This is a genomic window from Promicromonospora sp. MEB111, from assembly GCF_030209445.1.
Lineage (GTDB): Bacteria > Actinomycetota > Actinomycetes > Actinomycetales > Cellulomonadaceae > Promicromonospora.
Genome location: NZ_JARVSD010000008.1, coordinates 202,713 through 222,182, shown reverse-complemented (window position 1 = coordinate 222,182; position 19,470 = coordinate 202,713). Strand labels below are relative to the sequence as shown.

General features: G+C 71.8%; 19 protein-coding genes. 4 read left to right on the top strand and 15 right to left on the bottom strand.

The genetic code is table 11. The features are described from left to right. Positions 1–10: 10 nt before the first annotated feature. The 12 genes from deoC to QRN56_RS09840 form a co-directional block, all read right to left on the bottom strand. Positions 11–763 carry a deoxyribose-phosphate aldolase gene (deoC, locus tag QRN56_RS09895; RefSeq protein WP_285102760.1) on the bottom strand — a complete coding sequence of 251 codons (753 nt, stop codon included), beginning with the start codon at positions 761–763 and terminating at the stop codon, positions 11–13. Then, positions 760–1,917, bottom strand: coding sequence for an adenosine deaminase (locus QRN56_RS09890; protein ID WP_285102758.1), 1,158 nt, complete (start codon positions 1,915–1,917; stop codon positions 760–762). Before QRN56_RS09890 ends, deoC begins: the two co-directional genes overlap by 4 nt. 34 nt (positions 1,918–1,951) lie before the next feature. After that, positions 1,952–2,161: a hypothetical protein gene (locus QRN56_RS09885; RefSeq protein WP_285102756.1), complete on the bottom strand. Its 210-nt coding sequence runs from the start codon at positions 2,159–2,161 to the stop codon at positions 1,952–1,954. 42 nt (positions 2,162–2,203) lie between these two features. Then, positions 2,204–3,082 carry a hypothetical protein gene (locus QRN56_RS09880; protein ID WP_285102754.1) on the bottom strand — a complete coding sequence of 293 codons (879 nt, stop codon included), beginning with the start codon at positions 3,080–3,082 and terminating at the stop codon, positions 2,204–2,206. A gap of 134 nt (positions 3,083–3,216) precedes the next feature. Then, positions 3,217–4,599, bottom strand: coding sequence for a thymidine phosphorylase (locus QRN56_RS09875; RefSeq protein WP_285102753.1), 1,383 nt, complete (start codon positions 4,597–4,599; stop codon positions 3,217–3,219). Next, complete coding sequence (locus QRN56_RS09870) at positions 4,596–5,042, bottom strand: cytidine deaminase (protein ID WP_285102752.1); 447 nt, start codon at positions 5,040–5,042, stop codon at positions 4,596–4,598. The genes QRN56_RS09875 and QRN56_RS09870 overlap by 4 nt, the downstream gene beginning before the upstream one ends. Positions 5,043–5,044: 2 nt before the next feature. Then, entirely contained in the window at positions 5,045–6,343 is a 1,299-nt protein-coding gene (locus tag QRN56_RS09865; RefSeq protein ID WP_285102751.1) for an ABC transporter permease, read from the bottom strand. Continuing rightward, on the bottom strand, positions 6,340–7,692 hold the full coding sequence (locus QRN56_RS09860; RefSeq protein ID WP_285102750.1) for an ABC transporter permease: 1,353 nt from the start codon (positions 7,690–7,692) through the stop codon (positions 6,340–6,342). The genes QRN56_RS09865 and QRN56_RS09860 overlap by 4 nt, the downstream gene beginning before the upstream one ends. Then, a complete protein-coding gene (locus tag QRN56_RS09855) occupies positions 7,689–9,218 on the bottom strand; it encodes an ABC transporter ATP-binding protein (RefSeq protein ID WP_285102748.1) in 1,530 nt (509 codons plus the stop codon). Before QRN56_RS09855 ends, QRN56_RS09860 begins: the two co-directional genes overlap by 4 nt. 133 nt (positions 9,219–9,351) lie before the next feature. Continuing rightward, positions 9,352–10,434: a BMP family lipoprotein gene (locus tag QRN56_RS09850; RefSeq protein WP_285102746.1), complete on the bottom strand. Its 1,083-nt coding sequence runs from the start codon at positions 10,432–10,434 to the stop codon at positions 9,352–9,354. Between the two features lie 154 nt (positions 10,435–10,588). Beyond that, positions 10,589–11,818 (bottom strand): amidohydrolase, encoded by a 1,230-nt coding sequence (locus tag QRN56_RS09845; protein WP_285103155.1) that lies wholly within the window; start codon positions 11,816–11,818, stop codon positions 10,589–10,591. A 160-nt stretch (positions 11,819–11,978) separates the two neighbouring features. Continuing rightward, positions 11,979–13,112 (bottom strand): mannose-1-phosphate guanylyltransferase, encoded by a 1,134-nt coding sequence (locus tag QRN56_RS09840; RefSeq protein ID WP_285102744.1) that lies wholly within the window; start codon positions 13,110–13,112, stop codon positions 11,979–11,981. A gap of 270 nt (positions 13,113–13,382) precedes the next feature. On the opposite strand from QRN56_RS09840, the gene sdhC reads away from it, so the two are divergent. The 4 genes from sdhC (at position 13,383) to QRN56_RS09820 (ending at position 16,892) form a co-directional block, all read left to right on the top strand. Continuing rightward, positions 13,383–13,766, top strand: coding sequence for a succinate dehydrogenase, cytochrome b556 subunit (gene sdhC, locus QRN56_RS09835; RefSeq protein ID WP_285102742.1), 384 nt, complete (start codon positions 13,383–13,385; stop codon positions 13,764–13,766). Continuing rightward, positions 13,766–14,230 carry a succinate dehydrogenase hydrophobic membrane anchor subunit gene (locus QRN56_RS09830; protein ID WP_285102741.1) on the top strand — a complete coding sequence of 155 codons (465 nt, stop codon included), beginning with the start codon at positions 13,766–13,768 and terminating at the stop codon, positions 14,228–14,230. Before sdhC ends, QRN56_RS09830 begins: the two co-directional genes overlap by 1 nt. Before the next feature lie 68 nt (positions 14,231–14,298). Then, positions 14,299–16,131 carry a succinate dehydrogenase flavoprotein subunit gene (sdhA, locus tag QRN56_RS09825; RefSeq protein ID WP_285102740.1) on the top strand — a complete coding sequence of 611 codons (1,833 nt, stop codon included), beginning with the start codon at positions 14,299–14,301 and terminating at the stop codon, positions 16,129–16,131. Next, complete coding sequence (locus QRN56_RS09820) at positions 16,131–16,892, top strand: succinate dehydrogenase iron-sulfur subunit (protein WP_285102738.1); 762 nt, start codon at positions 16,131–16,133, stop codon at positions 16,890–16,892. The genes sdhA and QRN56_RS09820 overlap by 1 nt, the downstream gene beginning before the upstream one ends. Before the next feature lie 36 nt (positions 16,893–16,928). Here QRN56_RS09820 and QRN56_RS09815 read toward each other — a convergent pair whose 3' ends face one another. From QRN56_RS09815 to trpS, 3 genes are read right to left on the bottom strand one after another with little or no spacing between them, the layout of a single operon-like run. Further along, on the bottom strand, positions 16,929–17,849 hold the full coding sequence (locus QRN56_RS09815) for a YihY/virulence factor BrkB family protein (RefSeq protein WP_285102736.1): 921 nt from the start codon (positions 17,847–17,849) through the stop codon (positions 16,929–16,931). A gap of 10 nt (positions 17,850–17,859) precedes the next feature. Next, positions 17,860–18,399, bottom strand: coding sequence for a 2'-5' RNA ligase family protein (locus QRN56_RS09810; RefSeq protein WP_285102735.1), 540 nt, complete (start codon positions 18,397–18,399; stop codon positions 17,860–17,862). After that, positions 18,396–19,469, bottom strand: coding sequence for a tryptophan--tRNA ligase (gene trpS / locus QRN56_RS09805; RefSeq protein WP_285102734.1), 1,074 nt, complete (start codon positions 19,467–19,469; stop codon positions 18,396–18,398). Before trpS ends, QRN56_RS09810 begins: the two co-directional genes overlap by 4 nt. Between the last annotated feature and the right edge of the window lies 1 nt (position 19,470).

The following is a 19,470-nucleotide window of genomic DNA, read 5'->3' as shown; positions in this document are numbered from 1 at the left end:
CACTCAACGATCAGTAGTCGGTTGGGGTGGGTGCGGTGACCGGGGCGTCCTTGTCGAAGCCCGCCAGGACCGAGGCCGTGCCCGACAGGCCCAGGCGGGTGGCGCCCGCCTCGATCATCGCGAGCGCGGTGTCGAGGTCCCGGATGCCGCCCGAGGCCTTGACCCCGAGCCGTCCGCCGCCCGCAGCGCCCACGGTCCGCGCCATGAGCGAGACGGCGTGGACCGAGGCTCCGCCGGCCGGGTGGAAGCCCGTGGAGGTCTTGACGAAGTCGGCGCCGGCGGCCTCGGCCGCCTTGCACGCGCCCACGATCTGCTCGTCGGTGAGGGCGGCCGACTCGATGATGACCTTGAGGATGCGGCCGGGCTGCACGGCCCCGCGGACCGCGGCGATGTCGGCCTCCACCACGTCGAACCGGCCGGCGCGCGCGGTGCCGACGTCGATCACCATGTCGACCTCGTCGGCGTCGTCGGCCACGGCGCGGGCTGCCTCGAACGCCTTCACGTCGGTCATGTGCTTGCCGGACGGGAACCCGCACACCGTCGCGACGGCGAGGCGCCCGGCGGCGACCTCGACCGCGAGCGACACGAACGACGGCGAGACGCACACCGAGTAGACGCCGAGCCCGGCGCCCTCCTCGACGAGCGCCGCGACGTCGGCCGCCATGGTCTCCGGCTTGAGCAGGGTGTGGTCGACGAACGCGGCGAGGGCCGCCTTGTCGCGCGGTACCCCGGCGGGCTGCGGCGCGTGGGTCTGTGCGGTCATACGAGGGCACCTTCGACTTTCTGGAATCCGGGCATGATGACCTGGTCGACCAGGTCGCGGCGCTCGTCGTGGTGCATGAAGGCACCCCAGGCGGCGGTGACGGTCACGTCGACGAGGTCGTCGATCGTCCAGCCGGCCTCGTCGACGAGCAGCTTCATCTCGTGCGTCATCGACGTGCGCGACATGAGGCGGTTGTCCGTGTTGAGCGTGACGGCGAAGTCCAGCTCCTTGAGGCGCGTGATCGGGTGCGTCGCGATCGACTCGGCCACGCCCGTCTGCAGGTTCGACACGGGGCACAGCTCGAGCGGGATCTGGTGGTCGCGCACCCAGTGCGCGAGCCGGCCGAGGTCGGCCGAGCCGCCGCGGCCGTCGGCCGAGAGCGCGCCGTCGGACGAGTCGTGGTCGCCGTCGGACACGAAGGCGATGTCGTCGATGATCCGGGCCCCGTGGCCCAGGCGGTCCGCCTGCCCGAGGTGCACGGCCTGCCCGATGGAGTCCAGGCCGGCGGCCTCTCCGGCGTGGATGGTCACGGGGACGTCGTGCTCGGCGAGGAAGCGCCAGATCCCGAGGTGCCGCGACGGCAGGAACCCGTCCTCGGGTCCCGCGATGTCGAACCCGACCACGCCGCGGTCCCGGTAGGTGACGGCGAGGTCGGCGACCTCCTGCCAGCGGTCGGCCTGCCGCATCGCGCCGACGAGCTGGCCGACGCGGATGATGTGGCCACCGGCCGCGGCGGCCGCGATGCCGTCGTCGATGCCGGCCTGCACCGCCTCGACGGCCTCGCCGAGCGACAGCCCGCCTCTCAGGTGCTGCTCGGGCGCCCAGCGCTGCTCGGCGTACACGACACCGTCGGCGGCGAGGTCCAGCACCGCCTCGCGGGCGACCCGGGCCAGGTCGTCGGCCGTCTGCATGACGGCGATGGTGTGCTCGAAGGTCTCGAGGTAGCGCACCAGCGTGCCCGAGTCGGCCGCGTCGCGGAACCAGGCGGCGAGGGAGTCGGCGTCGGCCGCGGGCAGCTCGTGCCCGGCGGCGTCCGCGAGCTCGAGGACGGTCTGTGGCCGCAGGCCCCCGTCGAGGTGGTCGTGGAGCACTACCTTGGGCAGGGCGCGGATCAGCGCCTCGCCGGGGCGCGCCCCGTGGTCTTGCGTGGTCATGCTGACAACCTACCGTCCGGCACCGACACCGGCGTCAGCCGGCGCCGGGGCTCTCGTCGTCCACGTCCGCGAGGGCGTCGAGGGCCTGCTGGACGACGTCGGCCTCGTCGGCGTCGCCGTCGCTGTCCGGGCGGGGCGCGTCCGGGACGTACTCGTCGGGCTCGTGCGTGGTGTCGACGTCGGCGTCCCGGGGCGGGTCCAGGCCGGCGTCACGCCACGAGTCGGGACCGGGCAGCGTGCTCATCGGGGCCTCCTCGTCGGCGGGCCGCCCGTCAGGGACGGCCCGTCAGTGGGCTTCCATCGTCGCCCCGGTGCCGCCGCCCTGCCACCGGCCCGCGCGCTCCGGCAGCACCACCCAGGTCACGTGCGGCCAGCCGCCGAGCGCCGCGGTGAGCGCCTTGCGCACGCGCGCCGCGGTGCGTTCCCCCGTGGTCTGCTGCGTCTCGGCCTCCCGCGACGGGGCGGGCGGCGGGTCGAGCAGCACGGCGACCGGGACGGTGTGCAGGCCTGCACCGGACGGCTCGTAGATCACCGCGTTGCCCTCGGTCCCCTCGCCGTCGGCCAGGGTGAGCAGCACCACGTGGCGCGGGACGGCGGCGTCCCACCCGCTCGTCACGTCGCCGCCCGTGTACAGGGGCACCGGGATGCCCGCGCGGGCGGCGGCGACCGCCGCCTCCAGCAGCCCGCGGGAGCCCGCGACCCGGTGGGTGTAGCGCACGCCGCCGTAGCTGGCGAACCGCGCGGCGCCCCACGGGGGCGTGCCGTAGGTGCGCGGCCAGCCCGCCACGACCAGCCCGTGCCGGTTCGTGGCCGCCTGGACGGCGTGCTGCAGCCGCACGAACCGTGCCGCGGGGTCGTCGCCGGCGATCCGCAGGGCCGCCCGCGGGTCGCCGGCCAGACCGAGCATCGCGAGCACGGCCGACCCGCACGTGGTCTCGTCGACCTGCACGGCGGCGGCGGTGTCGCCGTCGAGCGACGGGAGGTTCAGCCGCCGGGGGAAGCCGACGGTCCCGGTGCCGCGCTCGCGCCCCAGCGGGTCCAGGACGGACCGCCGGGCGCGGGAGGTCACCGACTCGAGGCGGCGCTCGACGTCGTCCGGGATCGCCGGGCGCTCGAAGCGACCCCGCGGCGGCGGCGCGGGTACGGGCCCGGCGAATGCACGCATCGCACCGAGCAGGGACGAAAGGCGCAATGTCGACTGCACGCTCGTCAGGCTAAGCCGCGCTCGGGCGACTCGCCGGTTCGCCACGCTGGGGAAGCAGGGCGACCTCTTCCGGTGGGTGAAAACCGCCTCCCACCTCAGACGATGCGGTCGAGCACCACCGATCCCCCGGACGCCAGGGCCGCGCCGACCAGGGCGCCGGCCCCCATGTCCAGGCTCGCCAGCGCGCCGGCGGCACCCCCGAGGGCCCCGCCCAGCACGCCGTTGCCGGCCGGGTCCACGGACCATCCGCCGTCCAGGGCCTCGCGGGCCCGGGCGAACCGCTCGGGCGTGTCGGTGTGGAGGGTCAGCAGGGGCTGCCCGGCCGTCACCTCCTCACCCGGCTTCACGTGGATCTCGATACCGGCCGCCGCCTGGACCTCGTCCTCCTTGCGGGCCCGGCCCGCGCCCAGGCGCCGGACCGCCACGCCCACCGCGTACGCGTCCAGCGAGGTGAGCACGCCGGACTCGGGCGCCACCACCGTCTCGGTCTCCTTCGCGACCGGCAGCGGCGCGTCCACGTCACCACCCTGCGCGGCGATCATGGCCCGCCACTTGTCCATGGCACGGCCGTCGGCCAGCGCGGCCCGCACGTCGTCCTCCGACCGGGGCCGGTCCGCCGCGGCGAGCATCTCCACGGCGAGGGCCACGGTCAGGTCGACGACGTCGGACGGGCCGCCGCCCGACAGCACCTCCAGCGACTCGCGCACCTCCAGGGCGTTGCCGGCGGTCAGCCCGAGCGGCACGGACATGTCCGTGACCAGGGCGACGGTGCGCACCCCGGCGTCGGTCCCGAGGTCCACCATGGTGCGCGCGAGCTCGCGCGCGCTGTCCAGGGTCTTCATGAAGGCGCCGGAGCCGACCTTGACGTCGAGCACCAGCGCGCCGGTGCCCTCGGCGATCTTCTTGGACATGATCGAGCTCGCGATGAGCGGGATCGCCTCGACGGTCGCGGTGACGTCCCGCAGCGCGTACAGCTTCTTGTCCGCCGGGGCGAGGCCGGCGCCCGCGGCGCAGATGACGGCGCCCACGGAGTCGAGCTGGGCCATCATCTCGTCGTTGGTCAGCGAGGCCCGCCAGCCCGGGATGGCCTCCAGCTTGTCCAGGGTGCCGCCCGTGTGGCCGAGGCCCCGGCCCGACAGCTGCGGCACTGCGACGTCGAACACCGCGACCAGGGGTGCCAGGGGCAGCGTGATCTTGTCGCCCACGCCGCCGGTGGAGTGCTTGTCCGCCGTGGGCCGGGAGAGCGCGGAGAACGACATGCGCTCGCCGGACCGGATCATCGCGGCGGTCCACCGGGAGATCTCCTGCCGGGTCATCCCGTTGAGCAGGATCGCCATGGTCATCGCGGACATCTGCTCGTCGGCCACGGCGCCGCGCGTGTAGGCGTCCACCAGCCAGTCGATTTGGGCGTCGGTCAGCGACTCCGTGTTGTCGCGCTTGACCCGGATCAGGTCGACGGCGTCGAACGGCTCGGTCATCGGGTTGCCTCCCGCACGTGGTCCAGGTCGCCCGGCCCGAAGGCCTGGGGCAGTACTTCCGTCATCGGCACGATGCCCAGCGGGGTGTCCACCAGCAGCTCGGCGCCGCCGTGCTCCCACAGGAGCTGCCGGCACCGGCCGCACGGCATGATCGTCTCGCCGAGCGCGTTCACGCAGGTGAACGCGGCCAGCCGCCCGCCGCCCGACATGATCAGGGCGCTGACCAGCGAGCACTCGGCGCACAGGGTGACCCCGTACGCCGCGTTCTCGATGTTCGCGCCGGTCAGGAGGCGGCCGTCGGCGGCGTAGGCCGCCGCGCCGACCTTGAATTCCGAGTAGGGCGCATAGGCCTTGCCGACCGCGTCGCGGGCCGCGGCCCGCAGGCCGTCCCAGTCCACGGCGCCGTCCGGGCGCACCTGTTCCACAGAGCTCACGTCCACCATCCTCACCCCTTGACGTACGGCTCGCCCGACGCGGCCGGCGGGCGCGAGCGCCCGACGAGGCCCGCGACGGCGAGCAGGGTGACGATGTACGGGATCATGAGCATGAACTGGCTCGGCACAGGCGAGCCGACCACGGACAGCACGTTCTGCAGGTTCGACGCGAAGCCGAACAGCAGGCCCGCGAAGGCGGCGCGCACCGGGTCCCACTTGCCGAAGATGACGGCGGCCAGGGCGATGTAGCCCGCGCCCCCGGTCATGTTCTCGCCGAACTGGCTGAGCTGGACGGTGGTGTAGAACGCGCCACCCAGGCCCGCCACGGCACCGGCGACGAGCACGGCGTTGTACCGGGTGCGCACCACGTCGATGCCCACGGTGTCGGCGGCCTTCGGGTGCTCGCCCACGGAACGCAGCCGCAGGCCCCAGCGGGTGCGGTTCAGCGTGTACCAGACGGTCGGCACGGCGATGAACATCAGGTAGATGAGCAGCGGCTGGTCGAACAGCACCGGGCCGATCACGGGGATGTCGGACAGCACCGGGATCGGGATGGACTGGAACCGCGTGGTCGAGTTCAGCGTCTCCGCGCTGGGCACCAGCACCTGCGAGTACAGGAAGCTGGTCAGCCCGACCACCAGCACGTTCAGCACGACACCGACGATCACCTGGTTCACGTGGTACGTGATGGCGAACACGCCGAGGACCAGCGCCACGAGCGCGCCCGCGAACAGGGCCGCGACCAGCCCGGCCACCGCGCTGTTCGTGATCGAGGAGACGATCGCCGCCGTGAACGCCGCGCCGAGCAGCTGCGCCTCGATCGCGATGTTGACCACGCCCGCGCGCTCGCCGATCACGCCGCCCAGCGCGCCGTAGACGAACGGCACGGACCACAGCACGGCGCCGCCGAGCAGGCCCACGATCGACAGGTCGCGGGGGCTGCCCGCGCCGGCCCAGGCCAGGAAGCCGAGCAGGCCGGCCAGGGAGTAGAGCACGACGAGCCAGAGCGACGTCCGGCGCCCGCGCGCCGTGAGCGCGAAGGCGACGGCGGTCACCGCCAGCATCACCGCGCCGCACCCCCACGCGAACACCGTCGCGGGCACCACGATCACCGGGATCTGGAAGAAGTCGCCGCGCTGGGACAGCAGGAACCGGGTGTCACCCGAGTGCGGCACGGCGAGCAGCAGCAGCGCGTACAGCACGGTCACGGTGAGCAGCACGCCCGCCGTCTTCCACGACACGACCGTGACGGTGCGCGTCGTCTCCGACAGCGGCGCGTCGAGCTGGGTGGTCTTGTGGTCGGCGCTCACGCGGCCGCCTCCTTCCGGTTCCGGGCCGCCTTGGCCTTCTTCGGTGTCCGACGCCGGTTCGGGTCGGGCAGCCGGAAGATGGCCCGCACCAGCGGCGGCGCGGCGATGAACAGCACGATGAGCGACTGGACCACGAGCACGATGTCGCTCGGGACGCCCTCGGCGGCCTGCATGGTGGTGCCGCCCGCCTTGAACGCGCCGAACAGGATGCCCGCCGCGAGCACGCCCCACGGGTTGGACCCGCCGAGGAGGGCGACGGTGATGGCGTCGAACCCGATGCCGGCGTCGATGTCGGAGCTGAAGCCCGTGGTGACGGCGCCCAGCACCTGCGAGGCGCCGGCCAGCCCGACGAGGCCGCCGGCCACGAGCATGGAGTTGATGGTGGCGCGCCCGGTGTCGATGCCCGCCACCCGCGCGGCGCGGGGGTTCTCCCCCACGGCGCGGAACGCGAAACCGGTCGACGAGCGGTTCAGGAGCCACCACACGCCGACCACGGCGAGCACCGCCAGGACGAAGCCCCAGGTCAGGTTGAACCGGGCGCCGAGCAGGTTCGGCAGCTGGGCGGACTCCGCCGTCGGCGGCGTCTTCGGGTTGGACGAGCCGGGCGCCTGCAGCAGGCCCGGCGTCGCCAGGAAGTAGGAGATGAGGTAGTACGCGACGTAGTTGAGCATGATCGTGACGATCACCTCGTGCGCCCCGGTGCGGGCCTTGAGCAGGCCCGCGATCCCGGCCCACACCGCGCCGGCCGCGATTCCGGCCACGAGGGCCAGCAGCAGGTGCAGCGGGAACGGCACCCCGCTGACGCCGAAGCCCACCCAGCCGGCCGCCGCGGCCGCCACGAGCATCTGGCCCTGACCACCGATGTTGAACAGGCCGGCCCGGAACGCGAGCGCCACGCCGAGCCCCGCCGCGATGAGCGGGGTCGCGTAGCTGAGCGTCTCCGTGAACGGCCGGATCGCGGTGACGAAGTCCGGCGCCTGCAGGTTCACCACGGAACCGCGGAACAGGGCGGCGTACGCGCCGCCGACCGCCTGCCCGACCGCGACGAAGGTGTCGACGGGCCGCGCGAAGAAGTACACCGCGGCCGCCTTCACCTCCTCGTCGGTGAAGGCGATCATGATCGAGCCCGCCAGGACCGCGAGCAGCACCGCGCCGACGGCGACCGTCCAGGAGCTGGTCATCGTCTGCTGCAGAGCCCTGGCCATGCGGCTGGCCGTGTCCTGCACCTCCTCGCCGGCCGGTGCGCCGAGCTCGCGGGCGCGCTCCTGCTCCAGCTCCTCGGCGGTGCCGGGGTCGAGGCCCGGCTCCTGCTCAGGGTTCGACCCCGGGCTCGGTTCGGGCGCGCTCATGCCGCCTCGCCTCCGTCCTTCACGTCTTCCGGCGAGATCCCCGCCATCATCAGGCCCAGCACGTCGCGCGGGGTGTCGGCGGGCACGATGCCCACCACCTTGCCGCGGTACATCACCATGATGCGGTCGGCCAGGGCCACCGCCTCGTCCAGCTCGGTCGAGACCACGACCACCGGCACCCCGGCGTCGCGCGTGGCGACGATCCGCTTGTGGATGAACTCGATGGAGCCCACGTCCACGCCGCGCGTCGGCTGCGCCGCGACGAACAGCCGCAGGTCGCGGGACAGCTCGCGGGCGAGCACCACCTTCTGCTGGTTGCCGCCCGACAGCCGGCCCACCGGCGTCGTGATGCCCTGCGTGCGGACGTCGAACTCGGCGACCTTCTCGTCGGCGAACTGGTCGCGGAAGGCGAGCTGCAGCGCTCCGCCCTTCACGAACGGCGGACCGTCGGAGCGGTCGAGCATGAGGTTCTCGGCGATGGTGAACTCGCCGATCAGGCCGTCGAGCGTCCGGTCCTCGGGCACGAAGCCCACGCCCTCGTCGAGGATGCGGCGCACCGACCGGCCCACCAGCTCCTTGCCGTCGAGCCTGATGCTGCCGGACACGTCGCCCTCCAGGCCGATGAGGGCCTCGGTGAGCTCCGTCTGCCCGTTGCCCTGCACGCCCGCCACGACGAGCACCTCGCCGCCGCGCACCTCGAAGGTGACGTCGTCGACCACGACGACGCCGGTCTCGCTGGTGACCACGAGGTTGCTGACCTGCAACGCGTTCTCGCGCAGGGTGGGCGCGTCCTTCTGCACGGTCAGCTCGACGGCGCGGCCCACCATCAGGGAGGCGAGCTCCGCGTCCGACGCCGTCGGGCTGGCCTCGCCCACGACCTTGCCGTGCCGGATCACCGTGATGCGGTCGGCCACGGCGCGGACCTCGCGCAGCTTGTGGGTGATGAACACGATCGCGGAGCCCTCGTCGCGCAGCTGGCGCATGATCGCCATCAGCTCGTCGGTCTCCTGCGGCGTGAGCACCGCGGTCGGCTCGTCGAAGACCAGCACGTCGGCGTTCCGGGAGAGCGCCTTGATGATCTCGACGCGCTGCTGCACGCCCACGGGCAGGTCCTCGACCACGGCGTCGGGGTCCACGTGGAAACCGAACCGCGCGGAGATCTCCCGCACCTGGGCGCGGGCCGCCTCCAGGTCGAGGCGACCGCCGCCGCGCGTCTGCTCGTGACCGAGCATCACGTTCTCCGCCACGGTGAAGACGGGCACGAGCATGAAGTGCTGGTGCACCATGCCGATGCCCGCGGCCATGGCGTCGCCGGGGCCGGCGAAGTCCTGGACGACGTCGTCCAGGAGGATCTCGCCCTCGTCGGCCTCGTACAGGCCGTACAGCACGTTCATCAGGGTGGACTTGCCCGCCCCGTTCTCGCCCAGGAGCGAGTGGATCTCGCCTGGCTGCACCACCAGGTCGATGTGGTCGTTCGCGACGAGCGCGCCGAAGCGCTTGGTGATGCCGCGCAGCTCGAGCCGCATAGGAATCCTTCCCGACAGGGGTCCTGCTCATGACAGGTCCCGGGGCACACGGCGTGCGCCGTGCCCCCCGGGACCATCTTGCGTCAAGTCTCGACCGTCGACCGATCAGCCGTCCACGGCCGTGGCCCGCGGGTCACTCGGCGAGGTAGGACTCCACCGCGACGTCACCGGCGATGATCGACTCCCTGAGGGCCTGGACCTCTTCCCACAGGGCCGGGTCCACCTTGTCCTCGAAGTTGTGCAGCGGTGCGATGTCCACGCCGCCGTTCTCGAGGGTGCCGACGTACGGGGTCGGGTCGAACTCGTCGTTGCCCGACGCGACCACGGCCTCCTGGGTGGAGACGTCCATCCCCTTGAGGATCGAGGTGAGGACCAGGTCCTGGGTGGTCGGGTCCGACTCGAAGAAGTCGGCGTCCACACCGATCAGGGCGACGTCCTCGCCGGAGTCGGCGATGGCGTCCATGGCGGACTGGTAGATCGGGCCACCGACGGGGAGGATCACGTCGACGCCCTGGTCCAGGACGTTCTGCGCGGTCTGCTTGGCCGCCGGGTCGGCCGCGAAGCCGCCCGTGAACGAGCCCTTCTTGCCGTCCCAGCCGACCAGCTCGACGTTCTCGCCCTTGGTCTCGTTGTAGTAGTCGACGCCCTGCTTGAAGCCGTCCATGAAGATGGTGACGGTCGGGAAGTCCATGCCGCCGAAGGTGCCGACCTTGCCGGCCTCCGAGTAGCCCGCGGCGAGGTAGCCGGCGAGGAACGCGGCCTGCGCCGTGTCGTACAGCAGCGGCTTGATGTTCTCGGCGTCGGCGTTGCCGTCGAAGTCCGCGTCCGCGGCGTCGTCGACCAGGATGTAGTCGATGTCCGGGTTGGCCGTGGCCGACTCGACGGTGGTGGCGGACAGCGCGAAGCCGACCGTCACGATGGCGTTGCAGCCCTCGGCCACGAGGGACTCGACGTTGCCCTTGTAGTCGCTCTCGGACGTCGACTGGACGTCGACGAGCTCCGTGCCGAGCTCTTCGGCCGCAGCCGTCGCACCCTCGAAGCTGAGCTGGTTGAAGCTCTTGTCGTCGAACCCGCCGGCGTCCGAGACGATGCAGGGCTTGAAGTCACTGGCGGCGGCGCTCTCGCCACCGGTGGACTCCTCCGGGGCGGCGCCGCACGCCGAGAGCGCGAGCGCCGTTGCTCCCGCAAGGGCGGTGAGCCAGACAGCCTTCTTCACTGGTGCTCCTTCGATGATCCTGAGGGCGATGTTCCAGACGGATCTGGAGCCCTATACCGCACCGAGGGTAGCCAGCGCATCTGGCATTTCGCGTTTCGAGACGGTAACCGGAGTAAGTCGTTACCGAAGCGTCATCGACAGCAACAGTTCTCGCTCAGGAGGCAGCGAACTGGGCGAGTGTCCTTACGCCCACGCCGATCGCCCGCTCGTCCACGACCAGATCTCCCTGGTGCAGGTCATAGGTGCGGCCGCCGGGCGTCCGCACGCCGAGCCGCGCCATGGTGCCCGGAACCTTGCGCAGGTACCAGGCGAAGTCCTCGCCGCCCATGGACTGCTCGGTGAGCTGCACGGCGTCGGGGCCGACGGCGTCCCGGATCGCCGCCTCGAGGTCGCCGGTGGCCTCCGCCTCGTTCTCGACGGGCGGCACGCCGTGGGTCACGGTCACCGAGATGTCCACCTGGTACGGGGCCACGACCTGCTCCACGGCCTCGCGCACCAGCTCGCCGGCCTTCTCCCAGGCCCGCACGTCGAGGCAGCGCAGCGTGCCCTTCAGGATGCCGGTGGACGGGATCGCGTTGGGCGTCGAGCCCGCCTGGACGGCGCCCCACGTGAGGTTGACGCCCGAGCGCGGGTCCAGCCGCCGGCCGAGCACGGCGGGCGTCTGCGTGATGACCTGGCCGAGCGCGAACACGACGTCGCCGGTGAGGTGCGGGCGCGAGGTGTGACCGCCTGCCGACGAGATGGTCACCATGACGGAGTCGCTCGCGGACGTGATGGGGCCGATGCGGGTGCCCACGTAGCCGACGTCGAACTTCGGGTCGCAGTGCAGCGCGGCCATCCGGTCCACGCCGTCCAGCTCCGAGGTCTTGTTGATGATGTCCTCCGCGCCGCCCGGGAAGACCTCCTCGGCGGGCTGGAAGAAGAGCCGGACGCCGCGTCGCAGCCGCCCCTCCTCCTGGAGGCGGGCGAGCACGAGGCCCGCGCCGAGCACCACCGTGGTGTGCACGTCGTGCCCGCAGGCGTGCGCCACGCCCGGCCGGGTCGAGGCGAACTCCACGCCGCTCGTCTCGTGCAGCGGCAGCGCGTCGAGGTCGGCGCGCAGGCCCACCCGGCCCTCGCCGTCCGGCCCGTGGTCGGGGCCGATGTCGCAGACCAGGCCGGAACCCGTCGGCAGCGGGCGCGGGTCCAGCCCCGCGGCCCGCAGACGCTCGACCAGCAGCGCGGAGGTGCGGATCTCCTGGCGCGACAGCTCGGGGTGCCGGTGCACGTCGCGGCGGAACGCGACCAGCTCCGCGTCGAACCCGTCGGCCAGCTCGCCCACCCGGGCCGCCAGACCTGCGACGACGTCCGTCGTGTTCCCCCCGGGCACGTCCCCGACCGGCATCTGATCGTCCGAAACGATCTGATCGAAGTCGGCGAGACTGACGGGCTGCTGGGTCGGGTTCACGCACTCACGGTAGCGCCGTCCGCCCCGCGAGACACGGCAGCGGGCGATGCGTCCCACCATGCGGACAACTGTGAGACATCAGGGAAAGATCCTTGATTCAGAGCAGATCTTCCCTGCCCCGTTCGCGGACCGCGGCGACCACGTCCTTGACCTGCTGCGCACGTGCGCGCGTGGTCACCAGGAGCGCGTCGGGCGTGTCCACGACGACGACGTCGTCCAGCCCGAGCACCGTCACCAGGCGGCCGGACGCCGGGACCACCACGGAGCCGGCGCTCTCGATGCGCAGCACGTCGCGCGGGTCGCCGAGCACCTTGGCGCCGCGGTCGTCGTCGGACGGCAGGAGCACCGCCAGCGAGTTGTAGTCCCCGACGTCGTCCCACCCGAACGTCCCCGGCACGACGGCGACGCCGCCGGCCTCCGCGACCGGCTCGGCCACCGCGTGGTCGATGGCGATCTTCTCCAGGCCCGGCCACACCTGAGCGAGCACCGCGGCGCGGCGCGGCGTGTCCCACGCGTCGGCGACGGTCCGCAGGCCGTCGTGCAGCGCGGGCCGCTGCTCGGCGAGGTGCCCCAGCAGCACGGAGGTGCGCGAGACGAACATGCCCGCGTTCCAGCGGTACTCGCCCGAGGCGAGGTAGGTGCGCGCGGTGGCGGCGTCCGGCTTCTCGGTGAACCCGCGCACGTGCAGCGTGTGCGGCGCGCCCTCGACGCCGAGGGGCTCGCCCGAGCGCACGTACCCGAACGCGGTCGACGGCCGCGACGCCGCGATCCCGACGGTGGTGACGTAGCCCGCGCGCGCGGCGGCCACGGCCTCGCGGACCGCCAGCTCGAACGCGCGCGTCCCGTGGATCACGTGGTCGGCGGCGAACGACCCGATCACCACGTCGCCGTGCCGGTTCTCCAGGACGGCCGCGGCCAGCCCGATCGCCGCCATGGACTCGCGCGGCGACGGCTCGGCGAGCACCGCGTCGTCCGACAGGCCCGGGAGCTGCGCGCGGCAGGCCGCGACGTGCTGCTCACCGGTGACCAGGACGACGCCGTCGGGCCCCGCCAGCGGGCGCAGCCGGCGCTCGGTGGCCTGGAGCAGGGACTGGCCCGATCCGACGAGGTCGTGCAGGAACTTGGGCTCCCCGCCGCGCGACAGCGGCCAGAGCCGGGTGCCGGACCCACCGGCGGGTACCACTGCGAAGAAGTCGTCGATCGGGGACGATAGGGCGGCGGCCGAAGTCATGCCCCGCAGGATGTCAGCAGGACCACGTTCCCGCAGCCAAAACTCGCCGAATTCCGGGCGAACCCTGGCTGATCCCAGGGGCGGGTCCGGGCAGCAACGCACGAGCAACCTGACGGGTGCCCGAAGCCACGACATCTCCCCTGTGGGATCAGTCACAAATGCCGTGTCTTGATGCCCGCGAGGGCTGCCGGGCGGCGATCGAGGCGAACCTTTGTCATTACAGTGGGGACCAGCCACCCCCCAGCCGGACAGCCATAGGAGGCTCCCGAAGTGCCCACCGCACCAGCAGGCACGTTGTACCGCGGCCGTGAAGGCATGTGGTCGTGGGTCGCGCACCGCGTGACCGGCGTGCTGATCTTCTTCTTCTTGCTCGTGCACGTGCTCGACACAGCCCTGGTGCGCGTGTCCCCCGAGGCGTACAACGCCGCGATCGGCACGTACCAGACCCCGATCATGGGGCTCGGCGAGGCCGGGCTCGTGGCCGCGATCGTCTTCCACGCCTTCAACGGAATCCGCATCATCCTGGTGGACTTCTGGGCCAAGGGCCCCAAGTACCAGAAGGTCATGCTGTGGGTCGTCGTCGGCCTCTTCGTCGTGACGATGGCGGGCTTCCTGCCGCGCCACCTCATCAACGTCTTCACCGGGGGTCACTGATGGCACACGGAACCGCTGCGGTGGCCAAGATCGACTCCCCCCGCTCCCCGTACGCGCGCCGCAAGACGACGCGCGGCAACTACGAGCTGTACTCCTGGGTCTTCATGCGCGCGTCCGGCGTGGTGCTGATCGTCCTGATCTTCGGCCACCTGTTCGTGAACCTGATGGTCGGCGACGGCGTGCACGCCATCGACTTCGGCTTCGTGGCCGGCAAGTGGGCGAGCCCGCTGTGGCAGGTCTGGGACCTCCTCATGCTGTGGCTCGCGATGATCCACGGCACCAACGGCGTGCGCACCATCATCAACGACTACGCGACGCGGGACCTGACGCGCGGCATCCTCAAGGGCCTGCTGCTCCTGGCGTTCACCGTGGTGGTCGTGCTCGGCACCCTCGTGATCTTCACGTTCGACCCGTGCCCGCCGGACGCCCCCGCAGAGCTGCTCGCCTCCTTCTGCACGGCCTAGCGCTCCCGCACTCCCGGCACACCCCCAGCCCCACACTCCGAACCTCATAGCAGGAGGCATCGAGCCCGATGCAGACCCATCAGTACGACGTCGTGATCGTCGGCGCCGGCGGCGCAGGAATGCGCGCCGCCCTCGAGTCGTCGAAGGAGGCCCGCACCGCGGTGATCTCCAAGCTGTACCCCACCCGCTCCCACACGGGTGCCGCCCAGGGCGGCATGGCCGCGGCCCTCGCCAACGTCGAGGACGACAACTGGGAATGGCACACGTTCGACACCGTCAAGGGCGGCGACTACCTCGTCGACCAGGACGCGGCCGAGATCCTCGCGAAGGAAGCCATCGAGTCCGTCCTCGACCTGGAGCGGATGGGCCTCCCGTTCAACCGCACCCCCGAGGGCAAGATCGACCAGCGCCGCTTCGGCGGGCACACCCGTGACCACGGCCAGTCCGCCGTGCGCCGCGCGTGCTACGCCGCCGACCGCACCGGCCACATGATCCTCCAGACGCTCTACCAGAACTGCGTCAAGCAGGACGTCGAGTTCTTCAACGAGTTCTACGTGCTGGACCTCATCACCGACCACGACCTCACCACCGAGGAGATCGCGGACGGCGAGGAGGTCAACGCCACCGGCGTGGTCGCCTACGACCTGGCCACCGGCGAGATCCACGTGTTCCAGGCCAAGGCGATCATCTTCGCCACGGGCGGCGCCGGGAAGATCTTCAAGACCACCTCGAACGCGCACACCCTGACCGGTGACGGCATGGCGCTGGCGTACCGCCGCGGCCTGCCGCTGGAGGACATGGAGTTCTTCCAGTTCCACCCGACAGGTCTCGCGGGCCTGGGCATCCTGCTGTCGGAGGCTGCCCGCGGCGAGGGCGGCATCCTGCGCAACTCCGAGGGCGAGCGCTTCATGGAGCGCTACGCCCCCACCATCAAGGACCTCGCGCCGCGCGACATCGTGGCCCGGTCCATGGCCAACGAGGTCCGCGAGGGCCGGGGCGCCGGGCCGAACAAGGACTACGTGCTGCTCGACCTGACGCACCTGGAGCCGGCGCACATCGACGCCAAGCTCCCGGACATCACCGAGTTCGCGCGCACCTACCTGGGCATCGAGCCCTACACCGAGCCCGTCCCGGTGTACCCCACGGCGCACTACGCCATGGGCGGCGTGCCGACCAACATCCAGGGCGAGGTGCTCCGAGACGGCGTCAACGTGGTCAAGGGCCTCTACGCCGCCGGTGAGGTCGCCTGCGTGTCCGTGCACGGCTCCAACCGCCTCGGCACCAACTCGCTGCTCGACATCAACGTGTTCGGCAAGCGCTCCGGCCGGGCGGCCGCCGCGTACGCGAAGACCGCGGAGTTCCACGACCTCCCCGCGGACCCGACGGTGCGCGTGGTCGAGCAGCTCGACGAGATGCGCAACCGGCCCGACGGCGAGCGCGTGGCGGACATCCGCAAGGCGCTGCAGGACACCATGGACCTCAACGCCCAGGTGTTCCGCACGGGCGACTCGCTGAACCAGGCCCTGGCCGACATCCGCGAGCTGCAGAAGCGCTACCGCAACGCGTCCGTCCAGGACAAGGGCAAGCTCTTCAACACCGACCTGCTGGAGGCGATCGAGCTGGGCTTCCTGCTCGACATCGCCGAGGTCACCGTGGTCGCGGCGATCAACCGCAAGGAGTCGCGCGGCGGTCACTACCGCGAGGACTTCCCCCACCGCGACGACGCCAACTACATGCTGCACACCATGGCCTACCGGCGCCCCACCGCGGCGTCCGACCAGGCCGAGGGTCACGTCGAGGGCTACTTCGACCACGTCGAGGAGTTCGACGGCTACAAGGTCGTCCTGGGCTCCAAGCCCGTCGTCCAGACCCGGTACGAGCCGATGGAGCGTAAGTACTGATGACTGCCACACTCGAAGCCGCCACCCCGACTCCCGCCGCGGGCGAGATCCCCTCGTTCACGGTCACGCTGCGCATCCGGCGGTTCAACCCCGAGGTGTCCGAAGAGGCCACCTGGGAGGACTTCACCGTCGAGGCGCACGGCACCGACCGCATCCTCGACGCCCTGCACAAGATCAAGTGGGACGAGGACGGCTCGCTCACGTTCCGCCGCTCCTGTGCTCACGGAGTCTGCGGGTCGGACGCGATGCGGATCAACGGCCGCAACCGCCTCGCCTGCAAGACGCTGCTCAAGGACGTCAACCCGGACAAGCCCATCACGGTCGAGCCCATCAAGGGCCTGCCGGTCGTGAAGGACCTCGTGGTCGACATGGAGCCGTTCTTCGCCTCCTACCGCGAGATCATGCCGTTCCTCATCACCTCCGGGAACGAGCCCTCCAAGGAGCGCTACCAGTCCCCCGAGGACCGCGCGAAGTTCGACGACACCACCAAGTGCATCCTGTGCGCCGCGTGCACGTCGTCCTGCCCGGTGTTCTGGACGGACGGCCAGTACTTCGGCCCGGCCGCGATCGTGAACGCGCACCGCTTCATCTTCGACAGCCGTGACGAGGGTGGCACGCAGCGCCTGGAGATCCTCAACGACAAGGAGGGCGTGTGGCGCTGCCGCACGACCTTCAACTGCACCGAGGCGTGCCCCCGCGGCATCGAGGTGACGAAGGCGATCCAGGAGGTCAAGCGCGCGATGATCACCCGCGCGTTCTGATCCTTCGGGGAGAGCGGGGCGGCACGGGACGAGGTCCTATGCCGCCCCGTTCTGCGTGTCCGCGGCCGAGGGATCGGCCTCCGAGGCCGGGGGATCGGCCTCCGACATCCAGGCCGAGGCCAGGAGGAGGACCCGGGCCAGGATGTTGACCAGGATCAGCACGGTGGCCACCACCGCGAAGGACGCCAGCAGGGCGTTGCGGGAGGCCGCGCTCGTGATCACCTCGGTGCCGAGGTAGCGCAGGGCCCCGGAGACGACGCCGACGGCCACGGCGCCGAGCAGCAGGTCGCGCCGCGGCACGCGCACGCCGCCCACGTAGCGCACCACGGCGGCCACCACTGCGACGTCGAGCGCCAGCGTCACGGCCATCCCGCCGGCGCGCACGGCGAACGACACCACCCCGCCGTCCAGACCCAGGCTCTCCAGCACCCAGGGCACTGCGGCCGACGCCGCGACGCTCGCCGCCGCCGCCAGCAGCACGCCGGCCCCCAGCAGCACGAACCCCAGGAGCTGGCGCAGCCGCTCGGTGACCGGGTTGCCGGTGCTCTCCGTCAGGCCGAACATCGCGCGCACCGACGAGCGCAGCGCGCCCATGAAGCCCGTCGCGGACCAGAGCAGCACGACAGCCGCGACGACGGACGTCCAGCTCAGTCCCGTCGACAGCACCAGGTCCGACGGCGTCAGCACGCCCCCGCTGCCCGTGTCCACCAGGCCAGGGACCCAGTCGTCGACCTGCGCCAGCACCGCGACCCGCAGGTCGTTGTCGCCGCCGAGCACCCGGACGAACACCGTGTAGCCGATCGCGAGGGCCGCGAACAGCGAGAACAGCGCCGCGAAGGCCATACCGCCGGACAGCACGCTGCCGTTGGCCGTGTTGTACCGGTTGAGGGCACGCCCGGCGCGCGTCGCCTCCCAGGCCGCCCAGGCCGCCCGCCCGAGCTCGATCAGCCGCCTCATCGCGACGAGACTAGACGCCGAGGGGGAACGCCGCCTGTGGTCGCCAGATCCCGTCGTCACCGTGCTCGTACTGGTAGAACCGGTCGACGTCGAAGTCCGCGGAGTAGTCCGCCATCGCCTCGAACGCCTTGTCGAGGTCGGCATCGGGCACCTCGTGCGCGATGGTCACGTGCGGGTGGTAGTTGAACCGCAGCTCGCCGTCCAGGATCCCCGTGCGCACGCTCGCCTCCAGCCGCTCGCACTCGGAGATGCCCTGCGCCAGGGCCACGAACACCACCGGCGAGATGGGCCGGAAGGTGGCCGTGCCGCGCAGCCGCACGGTGAACGGCGGCGCGGCCGCGGCCACGGCGGCCAGGTGCTCCCGCGCCTCGGCGAGCCGCCCGGCGTCGAGCAGCGTGGGTCCCAGCAGCGTGATGTGGGGAGGGATGAAGTTCGCGAGCGGGTCGTCGGCAGCCACCCGCGCCGCGCTGAGCTGCGCGGCGTAGGGCTCCGGGATCTCGATCGCGATCCCGATGCGGACCTGGCCCGGTCCGCGCTCGGGGAGGTTCACCGTTCGCCTCGCGCGGGCAGCAGCCCGAACCGTTCGTACATCCGGTCCAGCACCGGGCGGGCGATCGCGCGGGCCCGGTCGGCGCCGTCGGCCAGCACCTTGTCGAGCTGCGCGGGGTCCGCGAGGTACGTGTTGGCCCGGGCCTGGAACGGCTCGAGGAAGGCGACGACGGCGTCGGCCAGGTCCACCTTGAGGTAGCCGTAGCCGCGGCCGTCGTACTCCTTGGCGATCGAGTCGATGTCACGGCCGGTCACGGCCGAGAAGATCGTCAGCAGGTTCGAGATGCCCGGCTTCTCGGCCGGGTCGAAGCGCACGCCGTAGGACTCGTCGGCGTCGGTCACGGCCGACTTGATGGCCTTGACCGCCTTCTTGGGGTCCTCCAGCAGCCAGACGACGCCCTTGCCGCCGGTGCTGGACTTGCTCATCTTGGCGCTCGGGTCCTGCAGGTCCTGGATCTTCGCCACGGCCTTGACGATGTGCGCGTCCGGCACGACGGCGGTGCCCTCACCGAAGCGGCTGTTCAGGCGCTCCGCGAGGTCGCGGGTGAGCTCCAGGTGCTGGCGCTGGTCCTCGCCCACGGGGACCAGGCCGGCGTCGTACAGCAGGATGTCGGCCGCCATCAGCACGGGGTACGTGAAGAGCCCGACCGTGGTGCCCTCGCTGCCCTGCTTCGCCGACTTGTCCTTGAACTGCGTCATGCGCCCGGCCTCGCCGAACCCGGTCTGGCAGCTCAGCAGCCACGCCAGCTCGGCGTGCGCCGCCACGTGCGACTGCACGAACAGGATGGACCGCTCGGGGTCGATGCCGCCGGCCAGGTACTGCGCGGCGGTGCGGCGGGTGCGCTCGCGCAGCAGCGCCGGGTCGGGGTTGACCGTCAGCGCGTGCAGGTCGACGACGCAGTAGAGCGCGTCGTAGGAGTCCTGCAGCGCGATCCACTGGGACAGGGCACCGATGTAGTTGCCCAGGTGGAGCGAGCCGTCGGTCGGCTGCATCCCGGAGAAGATGCGCTTCCGGGTGGGGTGGTCGGCCACGGCAGCGGTGTCCGGCGCGGTCGGGGTGTGGGACGACATG

Excerpts from the sequence above, each read along its gene's own strand:
- deoC (WP_285102760.1), bottom strand. The coding sequence starts at position 763 with ATGACCGCACAGACCCACGCGCCGCAGCCCGCCGGGGTACCGCGCGAC.
- QRN56_RS09890 (WP_285102758.1), bottom strand. The coding sequence starts at position 1,917 with ATGACCACGCAAGACCACGGGGCGCGCCCCGGCGAGGCGCTGATCCGC.
- QRN56_RS09885 (WP_285102756.1), bottom strand. The coding sequence starts at position 2,161 with ATGAGCACGCTGCCCGGTCCCGACTCGTGGCGTGACGCCGGCCTGGAC.
- QRN56_RS09880 (WP_285102754.1), bottom strand. The coding sequence starts at position 3,082 with ATGCGTGCATTCGCCGGGCCCGTACCCGCGCCGCCGCCGCGGGGTCGC.
- QRN56_RS09875 (WP_285102753.1), bottom strand. The coding sequence starts at position 4,599 with ATGACCGAGCCGTTCGACGCCGTCGACCTGATCCGGGTCAAGCGCGAC.
- QRN56_RS09870 (WP_285102752.1), bottom strand. The coding sequence starts at position 5,042 with ATGGTGGACGTGAGCTCTGTGGAACAGGTGCGCCCGGACGGCGCCGTG.
- QRN56_RS09860 (WP_285102750.1), bottom strand. The coding sequence starts at position 7,692 with ATGAGCGCGCCCGAACCGAGCCCGGGGTCGAACCCTGAGCAGGAGCCG.
- QRN56_RS09855 (WP_285102748.1), bottom strand. The coding sequence starts at position 9,218 with ATGCGGCTCGAGCTGCGCGGCATCACCAAGCGCTTCGGCGCGCTCGTC.
- QRN56_RS09845 (WP_285103155.1), bottom strand. The coding sequence starts at position 11,818 with ATGCCGGTCGGGGACGTGCCCGGGGGGAACACGACGGACGTCGTCGCA.
- QRN56_RS09840 (WP_285102744.1), bottom strand. The coding sequence starts at position 13,112 with ATGACTTCGGCCGCCGCCCTATCGTCCCCGATCGACGACTTCTTCGCA.
- QRN56_RS09830 (WP_285102741.1), top strand. The coding sequence starts at position 13,766 with ATGGCACACGGAACCGCTGCGGTGGCCAAGATCGACTCCCCCCGCTCC.
- sdhA (WP_285102740.1), top strand. The coding sequence starts at position 14,299 with ATGCAGACCCATCAGTACGACGTCGTGATCGTCGGCGCCGGCGGCGCA.
- QRN56_RS09820 (WP_285102738.1), top strand. The coding sequence starts at position 16,131 with ATGACTGCCACACTCGAAGCCGCCACCCCGACTCCCGCCGCGGGCGAG.
- QRN56_RS09815 (WP_285102736.1), bottom strand. The coding sequence starts at position 17,849 with ATGAGGCGGCTGATCGAGCTCGGGCGGGCGGCCTGGGCGGCCTGGGAG.
- trpS (WP_285102734.1), bottom strand. The coding sequence starts at position 19,469 with ATGTCGTCCCACACCCCGACCGCGCCGGACACCGCTGCCGTGGCCGAC.